We start from the raw sequence: 20,874 nt of genomic DNA, 5'->3' as shown, positions 1-20,874 counted from the left end.
AAACCGTGATCACCACGCTCACGCTGCCTCAGGGGGCAGGAACAGCGTGAGCCGACAGCGACGCCCCTCGACGTCGTTGCGCGCCTCGGGCCTGCTGAACACGACGGTCGTCACCAGGCTTTCGCGCTCCACTCGTACGGTCATGCCGTCGAACCTACGGCCGGATCCCGGCTCGGGCCAGGAATGATTGTGTCGGTGGGGTCCGGCATGATCTCGCGCATGCCGTTCTCCTATCGGGCCCAGCACCTGCTGCAGCTGATGATCAAAACCGCCGAGCAGACGAGCACGTCGTTCCCGCCCGAGGCGTGCGCCAAGCTGTTCGAGCCTCTGGTCGAGGAGCTGTCGACCCAGCAGTGGGCGGACCTGTGCGTCGCGGTCGGCACGGTGGTGCCCCTCCCGGCGGAGACTGCTCGGCTGGGATGTGGCGCGGCGGGCGCTGTTCGCCGAGTCGCTGGCGGAGGGGCCCGCCCATTTCTCGCCGCCGCCACTTGATGTGCGGAAGCTCTCCGACCTGCCCGGCTACCTCGACTTCGCCCGCGCGACCCTGGAAGCGGCCGAGGCCCGGGTCACGGCGATCCACGCCGGGGAGATCCCCTACCGGGCGGACAAGGCGTTCGACCACGGCGAGACCAACACCATCGGCCGTGCCGCCCGGCTGGCGCTCTACCTCGACGAGCCGTGGCTGCCCGAGCTGCTGGAGCGGCTCGTGCCCGGAGTCGCGGTGGCGCCCACGCAGGCCAGGACGCTCCCCTCGCAGAGCCTGCTGTACGAGATCGCCCGTGCGGTGGAGGAGCATCCCACGCCGGAGGCCGTCTGGGCGTTACGCGCCGCCCGTCAGGCGACCCGGCATGCGGGGGTGCCCAAGCAGCTGGACCGCATGCTCAAACGGATCGAGCCCGCCTTGGCCAACCGGCTGGAGGTGGCCTTCCGGCTGCCGGACGGGCGGGTGCGGCAGGCGGTGGGCGAGCACACGGCGGTGATCTCGACCGAGGGCACGGTCGAGCTGTCGTGGTGGCACGGGGACAAGAAACTCAAGTCGGTCCCGGCAGCGGTCAGACGGGAGCATCCCGACGAGGTCAAGCGGCTGCGAACCCTGGCCAAGCAGGTCCAGCAACAGCAGGCGACCCTGGTCAGGGCGCTGGAGGCCGGCTACGCGAGCGACACCCCGCCGCCCTATCACCAGCTGGCCGGGCAGCCGATCGCCGAGCGGCTGATCTGGGAGTTCGAGGTCTCGCCCGGCGTGTGGCGCAGCGAGCTGGGGCTGGGCGTGCCGGACGTGCCGGTACGGCTGTGGCATCCGGCGCGCGCGTCGCTGGAGGAGGTGGCGGCCTGGCGGGAGGTGGTGCAGGACAAGGAGCTGCGGCAGCCGTTCAAGCAGGCTTTTCGTGAGGTCTATCTGCTCACGCCCGCCGAGGAGGCGACGGAGGTCCACTCCAACCGGTTCGCCGAGCACGTGGTCGACTACCCGAAGCTGTACGCGCTGTTCAAGCAGCGGGGCTGGCAGGCCCACTACCTGGGGCCCTGGGACGGCGGCGGCGACGGGCAGGCGCGGCGGGTGCTGGCGGGGGGACGATGGCAGGCGTCGTTCGACCACGGGTATCTCTTCTACGAGGAGGGCTACGCGGTCACCGACCAGGTCCGCTTCCACCGGCTGACGGAAGGAGAGTGGCGCCTGGCGCCACTGACCGAGGTGCCGCCGCTGGTGTTCAGCGAGGCGATGCGGGATGTGGACCTGTTCGTCGCCGTCGCCTCGATCGCGAGCTACCCCGAATGGGCCGCCAACAGGCCGGACGAGCTGCGGGGCTACTGGGAGACGGGTTCGTCCGGGCCGCTGGCGCCGTCCGCCGAGGTGCGCCGGGACGCACTGTCCCGTCTGCTCGGCCGCACGTCCATCGCCGAGCGGTGTACGGTCACCGACCGCTTCCTGGTGGTTCGGGGCGACCTGCGCACCTACAAGATCCACCTGGGCTCGGGCAACATCCTGATGGAGCCCAACGACGCCTACCTGTGCATCGTCTCGACCCGCGACCCCCACGCGGGGCTGTTCCTCCCCTTCGAGGAGGACGGCCGGCTGGCGCTCATCCTCAGCAAGGCCTTCCTGCTGGCGAACGACACCGCCATCACCGACCCGCCCATCACCCGCCAGATCACGACCTGACCGATGGACAACTCTGTCGGAGGCGTCCGGCAGGATCTCCCGCATGAAGCTTTCCTCTCCAGCCCGGCACCTGCTGGATCTGATGACCGGAGCCAGGCAGGACCCCGCGCCGTGGCAGGACGTCTCCCTGGTGAGCGCGGTCGAGCTGGGCACGCTGATCCCGGCGGCCTACCGGGTCGGGAAGCGGCCCGGTGGGGCCAGGATGGCGCGCTTCTCGACCGAGGCGGAGGCGCGCACAAGGCAACCGGTGTTCACCCCCGAGGCGTGCCTCGATGTGTTCGGGGCCTTGGTCGACGGACTGCCGACCCGGAAGTGGGCGGACCTGTTCGTCGGCATCGGTGCGCTGGTGCGATGCCCCGCCGGAGCGCCGCTGGAGCGGCTGGCCGAGCCCGCCCGCACGGTGGTCGGTTTCCTGCTGCGCGAGAAGCGGTTGGACAGCCCCTTCTCCCTGCTGGCGGCGGCCGGGCTCGCGGGGCTGGACGCGGAGGTGGCCGCGCAGCTCACCGAGGGGCGCGGGCCGATCGCGGTCGCCGAGGTGGAGTTGCTGCTCGGCTGGGATGTGCCGCGGCGGGCGCTGTTCGCCGAGTCGGTCCGGGAGCACTCGTTCAACGCCTTTCCGCCCCTGCCCGACATCCTGGAGCGGCTCGACGACCTGCCTGATTACCGTGACTTCGCGCGAGTGACCCTGGAGACGGCCGAGGCCCGGGTCGCGGCGATCCATGCCGGGAAGATCCCCTACCGAGCGGACAAGGCGTTCGCCACCGGGGAGAAGGAGACCATCGGCCGTGCCGCCCGGCTGGCGCTGTTCCGGGACGAGCCGTGGCTGCCTGAGCTGCTGGAGCGGCTGCTGCCCGGGGTGGCGGTGGCGCCCACCGAGGCCAGGACGCTGCCCTCGCAGGGGGTGCTGTTCGAGATCGCTCGCGCGGTGGAGGACCATCCGACCCCCGAGGCGATGGCGGCGCTGCGGGCCGCCCGTCAGGCGACCCGGCATGCGGGGGTGCCCAAGCAGCTGGACCGCATGCTCAAACGGATCGAGCCCGCCTTGGCCGGGCGGATCGAGGCCGCCTTCCGGCTGCCGGACGGCCGGGTCCGGCAGGCACTGGGCGAGCACACGGCGGTGATCTCGACCGATGGCGCGGTCGAGCTGTCGTGGTGGCACGGGGACAAGAAGCTCAAGTCGGCTCCGGCGGCGGTCAGGCAGGAGCATCCCGACGAGGTCAAGCGGCTGCGAAAGCTGGCCAAGCAGGTTCAGCAGCAGCAGGCGACCCTGGTCAGGGCGCTGGAGGCCGGCTACGCGAGCGACACCCCGCCGCCCTACCGCCGGCTGGCGGGGCAGCCGATCGTGGACCGGCTGATCTGGGAGTTCGAGGTGTCACCTGGTGAATGGCGCAGCGAGCTGGGGCTGGGTGTGCCGGACGTGCCGGTGCGGCTGTGGCATCCGGCCCGCGCGTCTGCGGAGGAGGTGGCGGCCTGGCGGGACGTGGTGCGGGAGCTGCGGCAGCCGTTCAAGCAGGCCTTTCGTGAGGTCTATCCGCTGACGGCCGCTGAGGAGGCGGCAGGGGTCTACTCCGATCGGTTCGCCGGGCAGGTGGTGGACTATCCGAAGGTGTACGCGCTGTTCGAGCGGCAGGGGTGGCGGGCCGAGCACCTCGGGCCGTGGGACGGCGGCGGGTCCGGGGAGGCTCGGCGCAGGGTGGGAGGGTGGCAGGTGACGTTCTCCCAAGATCTCCTGCCGGACCACGACGGCCACGCGGTCACCGGCCAGGTCCGCTTCCACCGGCCGGCCGAGGGTGGCTGGCAGGCGGCGCCGCTGGCCGAGGTGCCGCCGCTGGTGTTCAGCGAGGCGATGCGGGAGGTGGACCTGTTCGTCGCCGTCGCCTCGATCGACCTCCCCTCTGAGGAGGCCGGCCTCCTCCCGTAGGGGACGGCCGGGGCCACGTCAGGCGATGCTGTGATAAATTCGGCGGCGCCGTGAGGCACTGCGACCAGAGGAGGTGAGACCGATCAACGCTGTGATGACAGGTCGGGACTCCCTCTCCCTCATGGTCTAGGGAGCGCCCGCTTAAGGCACCCCCGAAAGGCTTTGCAACGCCATGCGCTTCAGCGTGACTTCCCAGATGTCGACCGACGGCGTCACCGAACAGTCCTTCACCCTCGGCGAGATCACCGGCATCCTGTTCACGCCGCAGGACGCCACCGGCCCCCGCCCGCTGATCCTGATGGGACACGGCGGCGGCCAGCACAAGAGGGCTCCCGGCATCGTGGCCGGCGCACACCGGTTCGCCGGCGAAGGCGGCTTCGCCGTCGCCGCGATCGACGCCCCCAGCCACGGCGACCGGCCGAAAAGCGAGCAGTTCATCCAGTTGGCGAGCGACATGCGGGCCCGGATGGCCGCCGATGAGGACGCGACCGAGCCGGCCACGGCCATCCACACTCTGCTGGCCGGGCAGACCGTCGCCGACTGGCAGGCCGTTCTGACCGCGGTCCAGGAGTTCGACCAGGTGGGCGCCGGCCCGGTCGGCTACTGGGGCATGTCGATGGGCTGCAGGTTCGGTGTGCCGCTGCTCGCCGCCGAGCCCCGGATCCGCGCCGCGGTGCTGGGCCTGCTCGGCGCGCGCGGGCTGACCGACACCGCCGCCCAGGTCACCGTACCGGTGCGGTTCCTCCTGCAATGGGACGACAAGATGGTCCCCCGGGACCAGGCCCTGGCCCTGTTCGACGCCCTCGCCTCCACCGACAAGACCCTGCATGCCAACCCCGGCGGTCATGGGGAGATCCCCGCGTACGAAACCGACGACACGCTGCGGTTCTTCACCCGGCACCTTGGATAAGTCCGCCGCCTCGTAGCCCGCGACGAGGTTCCTGCACGCGATGTCGACGCGGGTCATGTCGAGGTCGTGGAGGTAGCTGCCGCCGACGGCGGCAGCGAGCCCGGCCAGGACGGTGACTCCAGGTCTGCCGGGTGCTCGGCCGGGGGAAACTGGATGGGGAGCTCGAACCACACGGTCCGGCCGAGCCAGCGCCTCTTCACTCCCCATTGCGTCGCCACGGCGGCCAGGATGTGCAGGCCTCGTCCGCTGGTCTCGTCGGGGTCGTCGCGGAGTCGCGGCCCCGACCACCATCCCTGGTCCATGACCTCGACACGGACCTGCTCGGCACCGAGCCACATACGAACGCGAAATGAGCCTTTGCGCCATCGGCCGGAAATAGTGTGCTTTATTGCGTTAGCGGCGAGCTCGGTCGCGAGAAGGCGTACGTTGTCCAGCAGTTCGTCGGCTTCGGCCGCTTCGGGCAGTCCGATGACAAGCCATCGGGCCACGTAAATGCGGACATCGCTCAGAATTTCTGGATATCCAGGAAAACGCATCTCTCCGATGGCTCGCATGTCGAGCGCTGTCATGTTAATCACCTATGCCCCATTTGCAGTAATATGCATGCCAGCGATGATCCTGCTTTCTTCTGTCAATGAGCGCCGAGTTGACTAGTTGCCTTGCGGCACTCCACACACTGCCTGCAACGCGCTACATTGTCTGCGGAAACATTCCCAGAGCGATCCCAGGCTTTTACTGTCACGATGCCAGGAGAGCTACAACAGGCCTGGTAGCAGGGAGCGGAGAATGCCAGCACCCAAAGAGCTCGACCCAACCGCCGGTCCCACGGCGCGTTTCGGTGCCGAACTACGCAAATACCGATATGCCGCTAAACTGACCCAGGAACAGCTCGCCGGGCGTATTGGCTACAGCAAAAGCCGTATCGGAAACGTAGAGCGCGGCGACGAGAACCCCACCCGCGAACTGATCGAGCTCTGCGAAAAGGCGTTGGGGCTGGATGGCGCTCTCCTGACCTACTGGCCCGCCATCAGCGGCCATCGGATGCCCGACTGGTTCCGGCAGTGGCCACCGATCGAGCGGAAGGCTGATCAGCTCATTACCTGGGCACCGCTCATCGTGCCCGGGCTCGTGCAGACGGAAGAGTACGCTCGCGCCATCTTCGAGGGCGAACCTCACAAGTCCCCGCAGCAGGTGGAAGAACTGGTCAACGCCCGAATCGAGCGGCAAGCCATCTTCGACCGGCCGACACCCCCTAAATTCCTAGCTGTCGTGGACGAAGGCATCCTGTATCGTCCGATTGGGGATGACTTTGTGACCCGACGTCAGCTAGAACACCTGATCACCCTGGCCGAGAACAAATGGTTCACCGTCCAACTTCTCCCGTACGCTGCCCGGTGTACGGCAGTCCTGGTGGGCTCGGCTCTCTTGGCACAGGAAAACGGAGTGCCGATCGCCGCCTACGTCGAATCAGCCGTCCACGGTCGCGTCGTGGACTCCACCAGCGACATCAAACGGCTCGTCGATCGCATCGAACTCATACGCAGCGCGGCACTCCCCTCGTACCTGTCAGTGCAGCGCATCAAGGAAAGAGTGGCAGCGTGGAGCTGAGCAACGAAATTGCAGAAGAGATCGCGAACCCCACGGGATGGATCACCGCGTCAAGCGGCCAAGGCGGCGACTGCCTGGAGGCGAAGCACCTGTCGGACGGCCGCGTCGCTTTGCGTGACACCGAGCAACCGGACACCGACCCGTGGGTTCTCCGCCGGGTCGTCTGGGACAAGTTCGTAACAGGCGCGAAGACCGGCATCTTCGACTTCTAGCGTCAGCAACCATGCGGCCCCCGGCGATTCACCGGGGGCCGCGCCGGCGGGGAACAGCCTGAGACGGAGCCATGCTCAAATGCTCCGGCTGACGCTGTTCGCGGCGAGACAATCCCTGCCGAGCGGCTTCAGCCGACGGACGGCCACACGCATTGACGTGCGGCCCGGCCATCGTCAAGCACTGACCTTCAACTGATGGACGCGCTGCTTGGACAGGCCCATGACACGTGCCGTGTCCGGCTCCGACCAGTGGCTCGTCAGAACCTTGGCAGCCTTGACGGCCAACTCCGCGGCGCGCTTGGCGTGAGCCTCGGCCAGCTCCTTCTCGCGGCGGTATTCGGTCACCACCCCGGCCACGTGCCCGGGCAGGTCGAAGACGAACTCCACGCCAGGGGTGTCCTCCGGCCAAGCCCAGACGTGCATCTCCACCAAGTCGCGCTCCATCTGCGACAAGGATCCAGCCACGCCGACACCCTCGATCTCCCCGGTGGGGCAACGCGACACCCACCGCCCGTTCTCGTAGGTGATGACATAGGTGATCGTCTTGCTCATCGGCCCATCCTTTCTACGACTGCTTCCAGACGCTTGACGGCTTCACGAAAGAGCTCAGGATCGCAATCCGGGTCAGCAGGGATCATGACCGGAACCGACGCGATGCCACCCTTGATCACGCGCAGCGCGCACATGTCGCCCCGGAGGTGGCACAGCCAATCGGCCGTGGCACCTGCGGCGGCCACTATCGCCGCAACCTCGACGAGCTGCCGCATGTGCGGAGGGAGGCCCTCGGTCATGCCGATGAGACTACCCCACTAGGAACCATCCTCCTAGCTGATTAGATGTCCTGCTGCGCAGGCCACACCAGGAGTCAGACGAGCCTGTACTTCCGTCTGATCGAGGCGGCCTCCTGCTCGGTCACCTCGCTGGGCGTACGGCTCAGGACCTGACGCAGTTCGTCCATGATCGCCTGTCCTGAGGTGCGGGCACGCAAGCTGAACTGGGCGAGTTGGGAGTCGAACTGCTTGGCGGCCGGGCCGGTCCAGACCTTGCCCGAGTGGAACATCCGGCAGGGCCGGTCGACTTCCGCGTTGATCTGCTCGATCATCGGGCCGATCGTGCGCATGGCCTGCTGGAGCGCCTCGTGCAGCGGGTTGCGCACCATCGCGGCCATCGGCTCAGTCCTTGGTCTTCTTGGGGGCGGGGGTCGCGTCGAGGATCAGCTTCGGCGCTATCAGCTTCATCATGGCCACCACATCGGCGGCGTTGTCGCGTCCCTTGACGCCCTGGATCAACTCCACGATCACTTGATCAAGACCGTGTACCAGTATCGCCGCCGCCTGGGTATTGTCAGCGCTGCCGTCCTGACCGTAGTAACCGATCGCCCCAGGGACGATGTCCGGTAGCCGCCGAGCGCCCTGACTGATCTCCCACTCAGCCTCTTCTTTCGACCCAGCGGGAGACAAAGATATCTGCAGCACTTTCGTCTTGTTTCCGGTCGGCTGATAAACAAAGCAGCCACCGGTTCCGTAAGCTTTTCCATCCAACTCCTGGCCTACAGTCAGATCAAAATCCCCGTTGACGATCGGATCCTGCACGCCTGTCATCAGCCGCACCGCATCCAGTGGAATGTAGTCGCATATATACGGCGGAGCCGCGACCGACGGAAGTAGCGTCTTAGTCACTGGGGATGGCTTCTCCTGCTGACAAGCGCCCAACAGAGCCAATATGCTCAGCATCGCCATCGAGAAAGTGCGATTCATCTTCATCTTGGCTTGAACTCCGAGAAGCCGGCCTCGTAGCCCTTGTCTAACTCATCGGAGATTTCCTTCCACTGCTTACCGGCCCCATCGTCGTAGAGCCATTTCTCATAGGCGTCAAGCCGCGGCTGAATATCACCCTTATAAGGTGCCATCTCGCCCAGCGTCATCAGCGACTCTCCGTCGTTCTTGAGGAAATTATTAGGCGACTTACGTGGGTCTTCCCCCTTCCCCAATCCTTCCAGAGAGCCCCACGGATGTGTGGCTGCAGCGGGCTCACCCTTACCGAACAGCCCATGCTTGAGCATGGCATCCGCGGCAAGCTGATCGAGCAGAAATTTTGTCTTGTCCACTGCCGTGTTGGCATCGTACACAGCCCTATTCTGATTCTTCTCAGATTTAGCCGTTTCCTCGATCAAGCTGGTCCACGAGCCCAGGGTGGTTGCCGTTATCGCCCAGGCGGCTGACTGCGGGATAGCGAGTCCGGTATTGACCGCCGCCATGATTATCTTGATGTTCCGCTCCTGAGCCTCGTCCAACTCCTTGCCCTTCTGGATGGTAGCCAGCCCGCTCGCGTCAGTGATCAACCCGAAGCCTGCCCCCACCTCTTTCGCATGGGCCATGAGAGCATCGGTTCCCCTGCCTTCGGCAGCTTGCGCAGCACCGTGGTCAAGCAGGTTTCTCGACCACGCGGTCTGCGCCGCCGCGACCGTCGCCAACGCCTTCGGATCGTGCTTGAACGCGTCTTCCATGACCTTCCGAAGGTCTTCCCTCCTGAACTTCGCACTCCAGACCTCATCGTCCGCCGGTAGGTGCGTTCGGCTGAACCCGGAGACGCTGGAGTCGCTGAGACGCGGCGTTTTCGCAGCGCGACTGACGTCGTTCATATAGGCAGCCAGTATGCGGGCGGTGGTGCCGGTCGTCGCGAAGGAAGGTCCTTCGGTGCCCGCCAACACACGCTGAGCTTCCCAATGGATGAAGTCCGAGGCGATCTTGGCCGAGTTGAAGCCCGGAGAGGGTTCCTGGGGCGTGCCGTTGCGGTCGCGGTAGGTCATTGTCGCCGCTTCCAGCGCCTTGCCGAACGCAGCCCCGTCGTCAAGCATCGCTCGTTCGGTGACGTAGCGCTTCATCACGCTGGGGTCGTTGACGAAAAACTCCTGGGCCGCCTTGGGATGGTTGGCGAGCGCCTTCATGACCCCGATCATCGGATCGTACGGATTGCCGGCCAAGGCCGGGTCGTTCGAGGTTTTCCGATCCAGGCTCTCAAGCGTTTTGGCCGTGGACACTAAGAAGTCCCGGGTGAACGTCCCGTGCGGGAGCAGCTCCGCGAGCGCGTGCTGATCCACCGGCACGCGCAGACCGTTGAGCATCTCCTTGCGCCATGACTCGCTCAGCCTCGGACTGGCCGCGCCGAGCGCCTTGCCCAGCGCCGCCTGTAATCGCTGCTTCCGCTCGTCCTTCTGGTACACCAGCGCCGCCATGAGGTGACGGAACCTCTCCGTCCCGAGCGCGTACATCAGCGACGTGGCGAACCCCGCGTCGCCCACCCGCTTCTCCAACTCGGCGACGGTCTTCTCGTCCACCTCCCCGTTCCGGCCGAGCTTGCTCAGCTTGAGCGCGGCCGCGTACACCTCAGGCTGCCCGGAGGCGGCGGCGTACAGACCCTCGTCGAACGGCGCTATCCCGCCCGCCGGCGCCGCACCCCACTCCGGGTTCGCCGCCTGGATCGTCTCGTTGCGGCGGCGTAACTCCGGCCGCTTGGCGCTGACCCAGCGGCCCAGCTCACGCAGCGCGCTCAGCCGCGAGGTGTCCAGATCGAGGTCCTCTAGGGCGCGGCGGATCCGGGGCTCATGCCTGCCGAGCGTGGTCTCCGCCTGGCCGAGGTCGCGCTCGAATGCGTGCATCAGCTGCGGATCGATCCCCGAATAGCCCCAGTCCGGCGGTTGCGCGACCGCCGGTGGGGTTCGAGAAGATTGCGCCGGACCCGTGTCGGTGCGGGCCGAGGGCTTGTCCGGCGGTCGCTCGGGTGACGGCTGGGGATTCGGCGACGGGGTCGTCATCACGGGTCTCCGGCACGGTCGAGGACAGCCGCATTATCCCCCGGCCGACAGCTCCCCACGAGTGGCGCATAACGGAAAAGCATGGTCATCATCGGCTTCGGGACGCGCATACGCCAGAATGTACGCAGCCCGCACCCTCAAGGGTTCGCCGTTTGCTTCGACAGCGCCAGGTGTTGCGACAGCGCATTTTTGCGGTGCGTCGATCACATTACCCAGTGTCCAGAAGCGAATCGGGACGATCCAAGCAGCGCCAATGTGCATACCGCAGCATGCTTGCCTCATGGCGGATACGACTCGCATCACCGTGACTTTGCCGAGTGACCAGGTGGCCGAGCTCAGAAAGCTCACCGACAACGTCTCCGGCTACGTCGCCGAGGCGGTGGCGCGCCAGTTGCGGCACCAACTCCTCGGCGTCGACCTGCGGCGTCACCAGGAGGAGCACGGGGAGTTCACCGAGGAGGAGCTGACTCAGGCTCGCGCAATGATCTCCGGAGCGGCGGATCTCGATGGTTCGGCGAGCGCGACGTGATCAAGAACATTGAAACCGTCGTCCTCGACTCACAAGGACTCTCCGCCTGGATGGCGGAGGACCGTAAGATCCTCGCAATGTTGCAGGTGTTCCACACCATGGGTGCCGACTTCGTCATCGGTGCCAACACCATCGTGGAAGTCAGCCATACACGGGTGAACATGCCCCGGCTGCAGTGGGTGCTCTCCCGTGTCAAGGTCGAGCCGGTGACCGAACGTGCGGCCAAGGTATCCGCGGAACTGCTCAAGGCCGCGGGTCAGCACGGCCACCGGTACGCGATCGACGCGACGGTCGCCGAGGTGGCGCTGCGCCAACCGGGTCCAGTGGCCATACTGACCTCCGATGTCGACGACATGGCCCGGCTGTGCGGCGACCGTGTCCGACTCATCGGTATTTGATCAGGCGCGTACTCCGTGGTCACTCGATCGGGCGAGAAGCTCCCTCTCGGGAGTGAGATGGAAGATCGCCGGTGACGGCGATCCGGGCGACCGCCTGTGATCGACAGGATTGGGGCATTCCACAGAACGCCGCTACCTGGAGATACCGAAATGAAGCGCACCCATGTCGCCGCCGCTCTCACCCTCGCCGCCGTCTTCTCCACTGCCGCCGTGCCAACGTTCGCAGCCGCCGGTACGGCGCCTTCCGCCGTCGCGCGGGTCGAGGTGCCGCCGATCAACGAGGCCGCGCTGGAGCGGAGCATCGCCGGGCTGCCCGCCTCCGACGCCACCGCGGCCGAGGTCAGGGTGGGCGGCGCGAAGGGCTCGTGGCAGGGGGTCACGGGCGTGACCGACCTGCGTACCGACCGCCCCGCGAAGCTGGGGGCCCGATTCCGGGTCGGCAGCGTGACCAAGATCTTCACCGTCGCGGTCGTTCTGCAGCTCGTCGCCGAGGGTGAGATCTCGCTCGACGACACGGTCCAGCAGCACCTGCCCGGCCTGCTGCCGGGCAGTTACCCGGCCGTCAAGGTCGGGCAGTTGCTCAACCACACCAGCGGGCTGCCCTCACCCAAGGTCGGCGACAGCTTCGCGTGGGTCTACGCCACCAGGTTCAAGAAGTGGACGCCGCGGGAGTATGTCGGCGAGGCGGTGAAGAACCCGATGGAGTTCACTCCGGGCACGCAGCAGCATTACGTCAACATGAACACGTTCGTCGCGGGCCTGCTCATCGAGAAGGTCACCGGCCGGTCCTACGAGCACGAGGTCACCACCCGCATACTCAAGCCCCTCGGCATGCGGAACAGCTACCTGCCGGGCGAGTCCACCCGCATCCGCGGACGGCACAACCACGGTTACCAGGTCGTCCCCGCGGGCTTCCAGAACGCCATCGAGTACGGCAGCGACCATGTCGTGGACATGACCGTGACCAGCACCACCTCCACCTGGGCCTCCGGCGACCTGATCTCCACCACCGCCGACCTGGAGACGTTCGTCAAGGCCCTGTTCGGTGGCGAGGTGGTGCCGGCGGCGGAGCTCGAGCACATGTTCACAGTGCCGCGGGTGCCCACGTACGGCACCGGCGATCCCGCCACCTACACCTCGGGCCTGTCCAGGTTGGAGCTGCCCGGCGGCATCGTGGCCTACGGCAAGACCGGCTCCCGGTACGGCAGCGCGGCCGGCATCGGCGCCACCCGTGACCTGAGCCGGACGGTCGTGTACGCGGTCAACTCCACCGACGCCAAGGCCGCGGGCCGGAATCAGCGCGGCATGGGCATCGCGCTCGCGGCCTTCGCCCGATGAACTTTCCTCGCACCTGTCGCATCAAGCCAGGTATGACCAAGATTCACAAGCTTGCCGTCCTGTCCGTACTGCCCATCGCTGCGGCTCTGATCGTGTCCCCTGCCCAGGCGGCGGAGCGGCCGGTCTGCCCTGTCCCGACCAAGGCGGAGGCGAAGCGGTCGTACGACTCCAAGACCGACAAGCCGCCCAGGGGCGCCACCGCCATCAAGGGAGTCCGCGTCGACCACCTCCCGAAGGGCTTCACGTACGGCCAGGTCGGCGTCAACAAGCACAACGGCATCACCGAGTACGGCTACCAGTGGAGTGATGAGCGCTCCGAGGAGAGCCCCAGGCATCGGTCGCTGTGGGTCAGGGTGGTGTGCTGGCCGAAGGCGAGCAAGCCGGCGCAGCTCAAGAACGCGCCGTTCATCATAGGGACGTTCTCCGGCGACACGAAGACCGTGAGGATCGGCGGCCGTCAGGTGCTCACGCAGGCGGGCGACGGCGCGCTGGGCCACGGCCGGTACGCGGGCTGGGTCAAGCGTAAGGGCGTCGTCGTCACCGTGATGGCCAGCCAGCCCCTCGTGCCGGAGCTGGCAAAGATCATCAAGGGCATCAAGCTCTGACCTTCGACTGATGGACGCGCTGCTCGGACAGGCCCATGGCACGTGCTGGGGCCGGCTCCGACCAGCGCCTCGTGAGAGTCTTCGCAGCCTGCCGGCCAGATGCGCGGCGGCTGTCAGGCGGGTGGCCAGTTGCGCAGGGCCATGTCGGCCACCTTCTGGAGGGCGTCGCGGCCGGCGCCGCTGGCCGCCTGGACGGCGATGCCGTTCGCCACGGTCATGACGTAGCGGGCGAGCAGCTCCGGATCGGTGCCCGGAGGCAGGTCTCCTTCGTCGACGGCCCGCTGGAATCGCTCCCGCAGACGGGAGCAACCCTCGTTGCGCCAGGCGGTGAGGGTGTCGCGGGCCACCTGGCCGGGGTCACCTGCGGCCAGGGAGCCCTGGACGCCCAGGCAGCCGGCGGGGAGGCCGGGACAAGTGGAGGTCCGCACCGAGCCGGCGAGGAACGCGGCGGCCACCTCCCTGGCGGTCGGCTCCTTCAAGGCCCATCCCCCGTAGGCGGCGGGGCCTTCGGTGTAACGCTCCAGGGCTTTGCGGAACAGCTCCTCCTTGTTACCGAAGGCCGCGTACATGCTGGTGCGGGTGATGCCCATGGCGCTGGTCAGGTCGGTGAGGCTGGCGCCCTCGTAGCCCTGCTCCCAGAAGACCAGCATGGCGCGTTCGAGGGCCTCGTCGGCGTCGAAACCTCTCGGCCGGCCGACCGGCGCCTTCTGGGTGATGTCCACGTCCACAAGCATACCCCTTCCGTACCGGTCGGTTCTTAAGTGGTGTAGCCTCCGTTCAGTACCGATCGGTAGCAAAATTTGTGGAGGTCAAGCACATGAGGAAGCTCGAAGGCAAGACTGCCGTCATCACCGGTGGCGGCACACGGGGAATCGGCCGGGCCACCGCCGCACGGCTGGCGGCCGAGGGGGCGCATGTGTTCATCACCGGCCGGCGCAAGGCCGAGCTGGACGAGGCCGTCGAGTTCATCGGGCCGGCGGCCACCGCGATACCGGGTGACATCACGGACCCGGCCGACCTGGACCGCCTGTACGACGCGGTCCGCGACCGAGGTCAGGGCCTGGACGTGCTGTTCGCCAACGCGGCCACCGCCTCGTTCACGAGGCTCGAGCAGATCACCGAGGAGGAATACGGCCGCATCTTCGACGTCAACGTCAAGGGCACGCTCCTCACCGTGCAGAAGGCGCTGCCCCTGCTCAACGACGGCGCCTCGGTGATCCTGAACGCCTCCACCGCCGCCGACAACGGCACGCAGGCCTTCGGCGCGTACGCGGCGTCCAAGGCCGCCGTCCGATCCTTCGCCCGGACCTGGGCCAACGAGCTCAAGGACCGGGGCATCCGCGTCAACGCGATCTCACCCGGGCCGATCGACACCTCCGGGATCACCGAGCTCGTCGGCGAGGAGAACGCGGCCGCCTTCAAAGCGAAGCAGGGCGCCGGCGTCGCGATGGGCCGGATGGGACGCCCGGAGGAGGTCGCCGCCGCCGTGGCCTTCCTCGCCTCCGCCGACAGCAGCTTCATGATCGGCGCCAACCTGTATGTCGACGGCGGCGAGAACCAGATCTGACCCCGCTCCACAGCGGAGTGACGGCTTGGCCGCACGTCGCCGTGGCCGTGAAATCGGCCGACCCTCCCGGACGACGACCATCTGATCGCCCGCGAGCGGCCGTCACCTCACACCTCTGTCCGGCTGACGGTCGCTCAAGGCGACACTTGTAGAAAGTAGGTTCGCACACCTGAAGCGACAGCTCGGTGACATTATGTAACCATGCGCCCGCCTCGGACGAGATACTTCAACACCACCGGCCCGTGCGGCCCTCAGCACCACTACATGCTGCCTCCCGCGCAGCGGCTTCCGCAGGCACGGGTGCTCATCGAGATGGACCGCTACTTCGTGCTGCACGCGCCCCGGCAGACCGGCAAGACCACGATGCTGCGCACCCTGGCGTCCGAGCTGACCGCCGAGGGCGACGTCGCCGCGCTGATGTTCTCCTGCGAGCGCGCCAAGTCGGCCGGTGACGACTACGCCGCCGCGGAGACGATCCTGCTGAAGTCTCTCCGCGAGGCCGCCGGGAGATCGGGATGGCCGAAGAAACTGCTGCCGCCGGATCCCTGGCCGGAGGCTCCGGCGGGCACCCGGTTCGGTTCGGCGCTGAGCGAGTGGTGCCGCCGCAGCCCACGCCGCGTGGTGCTGCTCCTCGACGAGATCGACGCCCTGCAGGGCAACAGCATGGTCAGCATCCTCAGCCAGCTCCGCGACGGCCACAACGCCCGGCATGAGGGCCAACCCTTCCCCGCGTCCGTGGTGCTGTGCGGGCTGCGTGACCTGCGTGACTACAAGGTCGCCTCGGGTGGCGAGCCCGGCAGGTCGAACCCGGCCAGCCCGTTCAACATCGTCGCTGAGTCGCTGCGCCTGGGCGACTTCACCGCCGACGAGATCGCCGAGCTGTACGACCAGCACACGGAGGCGACCGGCCAGGAGTTCACCAAGGACGCGGTGGAGCGGGTGTTCGAGCTGACGCAGGGTCAGCCGTGGCTGGTCAACGCCCTGGCCCATGAGGTCGTCTTCAAAATGGGCGTGACGGGCGCCGTCACCGCCGGGCAGGTGGAGGACGCCAAGGAGCGGTTGATCCGGGAGCGCGCCACCCACCTTGACGCGCTCGTGGCCCGGCTGCACGAGCCCCGGGTCAAGCGGGTGATCGAACCGATCGTGGCCGGCACGTATCCGGGCACGGACGCCGCCTTCGACGACGACGCCTCCTACGTCCACGATCTCGGTCTCATCCGAGGGACCAGAGATATGGAGATCGCCAACCCCATCTATCGGGAAGTCCTGCTACGGGTCCTGGGCGATCGCACAGAGCGGTTCGTCAAGGCCGATCCGCACAGCTTCGTGCTGCCGGACGGCCGGTTCGATCTGCCGCGCCTCCTGCAGGAGTTCGTCGTGTTCTGGCGCGAGCACGGCGAGGTGCTCATCCGGCAGGAGGGCTACCACGAGGCCGCCTGCCAGATCATCCTCATGGCCTTCCTGCACCGCCTGGTCAACGGCGGCGGCCAGCTCGACCGGGAGTACGCCGCCGGCACCAAACGCCTGGACGTGCTGATCCGCTGGCCCTACACCGGCCCAGATGGCGAACGGGTGATGCAACGCGAGGCCATGGAACTGAAGGTCTGGCGGGCCGGTAGGGACGACCCGCTGCCCGACGGCCTCGCCCAGCTCGACGGGTATCTGGACCGGCTCAGCCTCTCCACCGGCGTACTGGTGATCTTCGACCGGCGCCCTGAGGCCGCACCCTGGAAGGAACGAGGCAGTTTCGAGCAGGCGACCACACCGTCCGGCCGCCAAGTCACCGTTCTGCGTGGGTGAAAGCTGCCGTCTAGCGCTGTTTGAGGCGTAGGGCTTCTTTGCGGGTTTCGGCCTGGATGGTGCGCTCGTGCTCCAGCCACGCAGGGTTCTCCGCCTTCAGGGCGTCGATCTCGGCGGTGGTGAGCGGGCTGGTGATGCCGCCTCTGATCAGGCCGGAGACGGAGACGCCGAGCTTGGCGGCGACGACCTGCTTGGGGTGGGGGCCGTTGCGGCGCAGGTCGGTGAGCCACGCGGGTGGGGTCGCCTGCAGCGCGTTCAGCTCGCTCCTGGAGACGACGCCCTCCTGGAACTCGGCGGGAGTGGCCGAGAGGAGGATGCCCAGCTTCTTGGCCGCGGTCGCGGGCTTCATCGTCTGGGTCGTCTTGGATTTGAGCGAGGTCATGGAGTCCAGGGTAGTGAGTAGAAACGGGTCCCTTTCACATCGGTACGCTGACGGGGTGACTCATGAGGAGAGCGACAGGGCGTTCCGGCTGGCGTACGCACCCGGGGTGACACCGGCGAAATGGGTCGGGGTCTGGGCCGAGAGGATGCCCGAGGTGCCGCTCACCCTGGTCTCGGCTCCCGCCGCCGAGGTGGTGGGTGTCCTGCACGGCGAAGGCGCCGACGCCGGGTTCGTCCGGTTGCCGGTCGACCGGGACGGGCTCAGTGTGATTCCCCTGTACGTGGAGACCACGGTGGTCGTGCTGCCGAAGGACCACGCGCTGACCGCCGGCGATGAGGTGACCGTCGGCGACCTGGCCGACGAGGAGGTGTTCCACCCGCTGGACGACGTCCTTGAGTGGACGGCGCGCCCCGGGCTGCCGGCGTTCGAGCGGCCGGCCACGACGGCGGACGCGGTCCCGTTGGTGGCGGCCGGGACCGGGCTTCTCGTGGTCCCGCTGTCGCTGGCGCGGCTGTACGACCGCGGCGACCTCACCTACCGGCCGGTGCCGGACGCGCCGCAGTCGCAGGTGGCGCTGGCCTGGCCCACGGACAGGACGACCGACCTGGTGGACGATTTCATTGGTATCGTCCGCGGCCGTACGGCGAACAGCTCGCGTGGCCGTACTCCCGCGGCGCCGGTGGAGAAGGCGGCAGCGGAGAAGAAGCCGGCCCGGCGGCAGGCCGGAAAGCCAGGCCAGGGCGGGAAGGCAGGCCAGGGCGGGAAGGCAGGGCAGGGTGGCGCCGGGAGCCGGGCGGTGCCGGCCGGCCGTGGTAAGAGTGGCAAGAAGGGCCGCCGGCCCCGGTGACGTCAGAGGGCCAGGGCCCCACGGGCGAGGTCGTCGAAGTGGTCCAGGTCTTCGGCCGGGCGGTCGAGGCCGCGCAGGGGGCCGTGGTCGGCCAGGTGGGCGTCGGCGTAGAGGCGGGCGACCAGGGCCTTGCGGGAGCCGTGACCCGCGCGTTCCTCCCAGCCCGCCTGCTCCACCAGCAGCGCGGCGGCGTACACGTCGGCCATGAACTGGGCCAGCGGATACAGCCGGGCCTCGGCCACGGCGGGGTCGAGCGAGGACCAGGCGGTGATCGCCTTGCGCAGGTCGTCGACGCGGCTCCGTACCAAGGACCAGTCACCCGCGGGAGCTTGCGAGAGCGCGGCCTCCAGGCGGTCGAGGAAGGGCTCGTGGGCGTTCTCGCGGAGCATGGCCCGGCGTACGTCCAGGCAGAGGATGTTGTCGCCGCCCTCCCAGATCGGGTTGACCTGGGCGTCGCGCAGCAGCCGGGCGACGGGCCACTGCTCGATGTAGCCGTTGCCGCCGTGCACCTCGATGGCGTCGCTCGCCGCGGTGACGCCCAGGCGCGCCGTGCGGAGCTTGGCCAGTGCGGGGGCGAGGCGCAGGCGGGGGCCGAGGTGGCCGTCGAAGACGAGTGCCTGCGCGGCCTCGACCTCGACGATCAGCTCGGCGAGCTTGCGGCGCATCAGCGGCTGGTCGGCCAGCGGCCGGCCGAACGCCTCGCGGGCGCGGGCGTAGCAGAGGGATTCCACCAGGGCGCGGCGGGCGACGCCGAGCCCCATCATGGCCACGCCGAGCCGGGCGGAGTTGGTGAGCTTCATCATGGCGCCGAGCCCGGAGCCGGACCCCGGCCCGGCGAGCAGGAACGCCTCGGCGTCGGCGAACTCGACCTCGGCGGAGGCCACGGAGCGGGTGCCGAGCTTGTCCTTGAGCCGCCTGATCCGCACCCCGTTTCGGCTGCCGTCGCGGCGCTCCCACAGCACCAGGAAGGGCGCGACCGATTCTTCGTGCCTGGCCAGGACGACGAAGGCGGAGCCGTTGGCGTTGGAGGCGAACCACTTGAAGCCGGTCAGGAGCCAGGAGTCGCCGTCCGGGACGGCCGACGCCTCCAGTGCGGCCAGGTCGGAGCCGCCGGTCCGCTCGGTGAGCATCTGCGCGGCCTCGCCGGAGTAGTCGCCGTCGGCGAAGATCTCCCGGACCCGCTCCTTGACGTCGTCGGGCGCGTACCGCTCGGTGAGCGAGACGACCATGTCGCCGCCGGTGCCGAGCGCGCAGCCCATGCCGATGTCGGCCTGGTCGAGCAGGTACGTCCAGGCGGCGCTGAGTGCGCTGGGGTCGGCGCCGTGGGCGCGGGCCTGTTCGGCGAAGGCCGGTGAGGTGAAGTTGTCGGCCATGAGCGCCTGCCTGGCGGTGTGGAACGACGGCGGCATGACGACCTGGCTGACGTCGCGCCCCCATTTGTCGTACTTCTCAAGTCGGGGCGGGTTGGCGTCGGTCTGCTCCGCGCATGCGGCGATCAGCCCGCCCGTCAGGCCGCCCAGCCGGTCGAGGTGCGGCTCGGCCCAGGTGTAGCCGTCACCGAGATGGCGGCGCATGAGCAGGCGCAACGACGGGTCGCAGCGCCACCAGTTGCGTCCGGCGGCGCCCTGGTAGCGCTCGGTGGCGTAACGGTCGCTGCGGTCGAACGGTTCGATGAGATAACGGCCCATGGTCCGGAGTGTTACATGGGACCGGCCGGGCGGCGAGTCACGCCCCTGCTCCGACGAGGTTGACGCCGAAGATCACCCTTCTGTTCGCGAACTCGGTGACGCTCCACAGCTTGCTCCCCCGGGCGGTCAGGTCCTCCGGCCCGACCGGGAACGGCCGCGTCTCGACCCCGCTGCCGGAGTCGACGAGCAGCTTGCCGTTGACGGTGCTGCTCGCCGCCTGGCTGAGGTACCACGTGCCGCCCCGGGAGACCGCCCCCTGGATCTTCCGGTGGCCCAGCACGTAGGCGTCCCTGGGCACGCCGTCCAACTCCAGGTTCCACCGGGCGACGCGGCCGGTGGTGGCGTCCTCGACGTACTCGCCGGAGATCAGCGTGTGCGGCGTGGTGGTGCGGTCGACACCGACGAAGGAGAAGCGGGCGCCGGTCGTGGCCAGCCGCCAGGAGTCCGTCTGGGGAAGCACGTACCGGTAGCCGAAGGCGTGGAGTTTGCCTTGGTGCCGGCCGATCCGCTCGGGATCGCCCAGATCGCTCTGGACGGACCGTAAATCGAGCACCTTGGTCAGGTCGAAGACCCGCAGTCCCCTGGTGGTGTCGGCCACGTACAGCCGATCGCCGTAGCAGGCGACGCCACCGGCGTGGATGTTGATCGGCAGGTAGGAGCCGTCGGGCTTGGCCTCGACGAGCAGCGCGTGGCGGTACTTCAGGGTCTGCGGGCTGAGGAAGGAGATCCTGATCCCCCGCTCCCCCGCCTGCGGCCGGAAGTACCAGGTGACGAAGAAGACCGACGCGTCGATGGTGCCGGAATCCTCCCCGCAGGTGAGCCCCTGGGGATACCAGTCGGTGGTGTCCTGGTCGCCGCGGTCGAAGGCGTACCACATGGAAGGCGGGCGCATCGCGCCGAACGCCGCGGCCGCCCCCTTGCGCACCGCCTTCCTGTTGGCGTCGGCCAGCACGGTCTGCACCGTGGCGGGTTCGATCTCGCCGGCCAGCTTCGCCGCCCCCTCGGCGAGCGTGCCCGTCGCCCGCCGTAAAGTGAAAGGCGCCTTGTCGGTCGGAACCATGTGTTGCCCCCAGTCATTTCGTTCCTCTGACTGAGTC

General features: G+C 68.1%; 24 protein-coding genes. 13 read left to right on the top strand and 11 right to left on the bottom strand.

Annotated features, from left to right (window positions below; genetic code table 11):
• Positions 1-18: 18 nt before the first annotated feature.
• Complete coding sequence (locus tag IEY87_RS46845; protein ID WP_263652595.1) at positions 19-144, bottom strand: hypothetical protein; 126 nt, start codon at positions 142-144, stop codon at positions 19-21.
• A gap of 75 nt (positions 145-219) precedes the next feature.
• On the opposite strand from IEY87_RS46845, the gene IEY87_RS36635 reads away from it, so the two are divergent.
• From IEY87_RS36635 to IEY87_RS36620, 4 genes are all read left to right on the top strand, one after another.
• A complete protein-coding gene (locus tag IEY87_RS36635) occupies positions 220-492 on the top strand; it encodes a hypothetical protein (RefSeq protein ID WP_189143444.1) in 273 nt (90 codons plus the stop codon).
• Position 493: 1 nt separating this feature from the next.
• Positions 494-2,158 (top strand): DUF4132 domain-containing protein, encoded by a 1,665-nt coding sequence (locus IEY87_RS36630; protein ID WP_189143443.1) that lies wholly within the window; start codon positions 494-496, stop codon positions 2,156-2,158.
• A 43-nt stretch (positions 2,159-2,201) separates the two neighbouring features.
• The gene (locus IEY87_RS36625) at positions 2,202-4,079 is read left to right on the top strand and encodes a DUF4132 domain-containing protein (RefSeq protein WP_189143442.1); all 1,878 of its coding nucleotides are present in this window, start codon (positions 2,202-2,204) and stop codon (positions 4,077-4,079) included.
• A 184-nt stretch (positions 4,080-4,263) separates the two neighbouring features.
• Positions 4,264-4,989, top strand: coding sequence for a dienelactone hydrolase family protein (locus IEY87_RS36620; RefSeq protein WP_225277603.1), 726 nt, complete (start codon positions 4,264-4,266; stop codon positions 4,987-4,989).
• A 53-nt stretch (positions 4,990-5,042) separates the two neighbouring features.
• Here the strand turns inward: IEY87_RS36620 and IEY87_RS36615 are convergent, their stop codons facing one another.
• Entirely contained in the window at positions 5,043-5,558 is a 516-nt protein-coding gene (locus tag IEY87_RS36615; RefSeq protein ID WP_189143440.1) for an ATP-binding protein, read from the bottom strand.
• Positions 5,559-5,775: 217 nt separating this feature from the next.
• Here IEY87_RS36615 and IEY87_RS46310 point away from each other — a divergent pair, with 217 nt between their 5' ends.
• Both IEY87_RS46310 and IEY87_RS46305 read left to right on the top strand, forming a co-directional pair.
• Positions 5,776-6,597 carry a helix-turn-helix domain-containing protein gene (locus IEY87_RS46310; RefSeq protein ID WP_225277604.1) on the top strand — a complete coding sequence of 274 codons (822 nt, stop codon included), beginning with the start codon at positions 5,776-5,778 and terminating at the stop codon, positions 6,595-6,597.
• On the top strand, positions 6,588-6,809 hold the full coding sequence (locus IEY87_RS46305) for a DUF397 domain-containing protein (RefSeq protein WP_225277605.1): 222 nt from the start codon (positions 6,588-6,590) through the stop codon (positions 6,807-6,809). Before IEY87_RS46310 ends, IEY87_RS46305 begins: the two co-directional genes overlap by 10 nt.
• A gap of 174 nt (positions 6,810-6,983) precedes the next feature.
• Here the strand turns inward: IEY87_RS46305 and IEY87_RS36605 are convergent, their stop codons facing one another.
• The 5 genes from IEY87_RS36605 to IEY87_RS36585 form a co-directional block, all read right to left on the bottom strand.
• Complete coding sequence (locus IEY87_RS36605; protein ID WP_189143438.1) at positions 6,984-7,361, bottom strand: hypothetical protein; 378 nt, start codon at positions 7,359-7,361, stop codon at positions 6,984-6,986.
• Positions 7,358-7,600 (bottom strand): hypothetical protein, encoded by a 243-nt coding sequence (locus IEY87_RS36600; RefSeq protein WP_189143437.1) that lies wholly within the window; start codon positions 7,598-7,600, stop codon positions 7,358-7,360. The genes IEY87_RS36605 and IEY87_RS36600 overlap by 4 nt, the downstream gene beginning before the upstream one ends.
• A gap of 74 nt (positions 7,601-7,674) precedes the next feature.
• Complete coding sequence (locus IEY87_RS36595) at positions 7,675-7,977, bottom strand: hypothetical protein (protein WP_189143436.1); 303 nt, start codon at positions 7,975-7,977, stop codon at positions 7,675-7,677.
• 4 nt (positions 7,978-7,981) lie between these two features.
• Positions 7,982-8,572, bottom strand: coding sequence for a hypothetical protein (locus tag IEY87_RS36590; RefSeq protein ID WP_189143435.1), 591 nt, complete (start codon positions 8,570-8,572; stop codon positions 7,982-7,984).
• Entirely contained in the window at positions 8,569-10,623 is a 2,055-nt protein-coding gene (locus IEY87_RS36585) for a DUF6571 family protein (RefSeq protein ID WP_189143434.1), read from the bottom strand. The genes IEY87_RS36590 and IEY87_RS36585 overlap by 4 nt, the downstream gene beginning before the upstream one ends.
• Positions 10,624-10,903: 280 nt before the next feature.
• Between IEY87_RS36585 and IEY87_RS36580 the strand changes: the two genes are divergently transcribed.
• The 4 genes from IEY87_RS36580 to IEY87_RS36565 all read left to right on the top strand — a co-directional run bounded on the left by IEY87_RS36580 (position 10,904) and on the right by IEY87_RS36565 (position 13,493).
• The gene (locus tag IEY87_RS36580; protein ID WP_189143433.1) at positions 10,904-11,152 is read left to right on the top strand and encodes a type II toxin-antitoxin system CcdA family antitoxin; all 249 of its coding nucleotides are present in this window, start codon (positions 10,904-10,906) and stop codon (positions 11,150-11,152) included.
• Positions 11,149-11,550 carry a DNA-binding protein gene (locus IEY87_RS36575; RefSeq protein ID WP_189143432.1) on the top strand — a complete coding sequence of 134 codons (402 nt, stop codon included), beginning with the start codon at positions 11,149-11,151 and terminating at the stop codon, positions 11,548-11,550. The genes IEY87_RS36580 and IEY87_RS36575 overlap by 4 nt, the downstream gene beginning before the upstream one ends.
• Positions 11,551-11,700: 150 nt before the next feature.
• The gene (locus tag IEY87_RS36570; protein WP_189143431.1) at positions 11,701-12,888 is read left to right on the top strand and encodes a serine hydrolase domain-containing protein; all 1,188 of its coding nucleotides are present in this window, start codon (positions 11,701-11,703) and stop codon (positions 12,886-12,888) included.
• 32 nt (positions 12,889-12,920) lie between these two features.
• On the top strand, positions 12,921-13,493 hold the full coding sequence (locus tag IEY87_RS36565; RefSeq protein WP_189143430.1) for a hypothetical protein: 573 nt from the start codon (positions 12,921-12,923) through the stop codon (positions 13,491-13,493).
• Between the two features lie 113 nt (positions 13,494-13,606).
• On the opposite strand, the gene IEY87_RS36560 is transcribed toward IEY87_RS36565, so the two are convergent.
• Complete coding sequence (locus IEY87_RS36560; RefSeq protein WP_189143429.1) at positions 13,607-14,215, bottom strand: TetR/AcrR family transcriptional regulator; 609 nt, start codon at positions 14,213-14,215, stop codon at positions 13,607-13,609.
• Between the two features lie 95 nt (positions 14,216-14,310).
• Between IEY87_RS36560 and IEY87_RS36555 the strand changes: the two genes are divergently transcribed.
• Entirely contained in the window at positions 14,311-15,060 is a 750-nt protein-coding gene (locus tag IEY87_RS36555; RefSeq protein WP_189143428.1) for an SDR family NAD(P)-dependent oxidoreductase, read from the top strand.
• Positions 15,061-15,261: 201 nt separating this feature from the next.
• On the top strand, positions 15,262-16,860 hold the full coding sequence (locus tag IEY87_RS36550) for an ATP-binding protein (RefSeq protein WP_225277606.1): 1,599 nt from the start codon (positions 15,262-15,264) through the stop codon (positions 16,858-16,860).
• Between the two features lie 10 nt (positions 16,861-16,870).
• Here IEY87_RS36550 and IEY87_RS36545 read toward each other — a convergent pair whose 3' ends face one another.
• Positions 16,871-17,242, bottom strand: coding sequence for a DUF5997 family protein (locus tag IEY87_RS36545; protein WP_189143427.1), 372 nt, complete (start codon positions 17,240-17,242; stop codon positions 16,871-16,873).
• 55 nt (positions 17,243-17,297) lie between these two features.
• Between IEY87_RS36545 and IEY87_RS36540 the strand changes: the two genes are divergently transcribed.
• Complete coding sequence (locus IEY87_RS36540) at positions 17,298-18,089, top strand: LysR family substrate-binding domain-containing protein (RefSeq protein ID WP_225277607.1); 792 nt, start codon at positions 17,298-17,300, stop codon at positions 18,087-18,089.
• Between the two features lie 2 nt (positions 18,090-18,091).
• Here the strand turns inward: IEY87_RS36540 and IEY87_RS36535 are convergent, their stop codons facing one another.
• Positions 18,092-19,777 carry an acyl-CoA dehydrogenase family protein gene (locus IEY87_RS36535; protein WP_189143425.1) on the bottom strand — a complete coding sequence of 562 codons (1,686 nt, stop codon included), beginning with the start codon at positions 19,775-19,777 and terminating at the stop codon, positions 18,092-18,094.
• Between the two features lie 37 nt (positions 19,778-19,814).
• Positions 19,815-20,837: a hypothetical protein gene (locus tag IEY87_RS36530; RefSeq protein WP_189143424.1), complete on the bottom strand. Its 1,023-nt coding sequence runs from the start codon at positions 20,835-20,837 to the stop codon at positions 19,815-19,817.
• Positions 20,838-20,874: the final 37 nt, after the last annotated feature.

It is taken from the genome of Nonomuraea glycinis, assembly GCF_014646515.1.
Taxonomy (GTDB): Bacteria; Actinomycetota; Actinomycetes; order Streptosporangiales; family Streptosporangiaceae; genus Nonomuraea; species Nonomuraea glycinis.
Note: the sequence above shows the minus strand (reverse complement) of the source record. Positions and strands in the feature narration are given on the sequence as shown.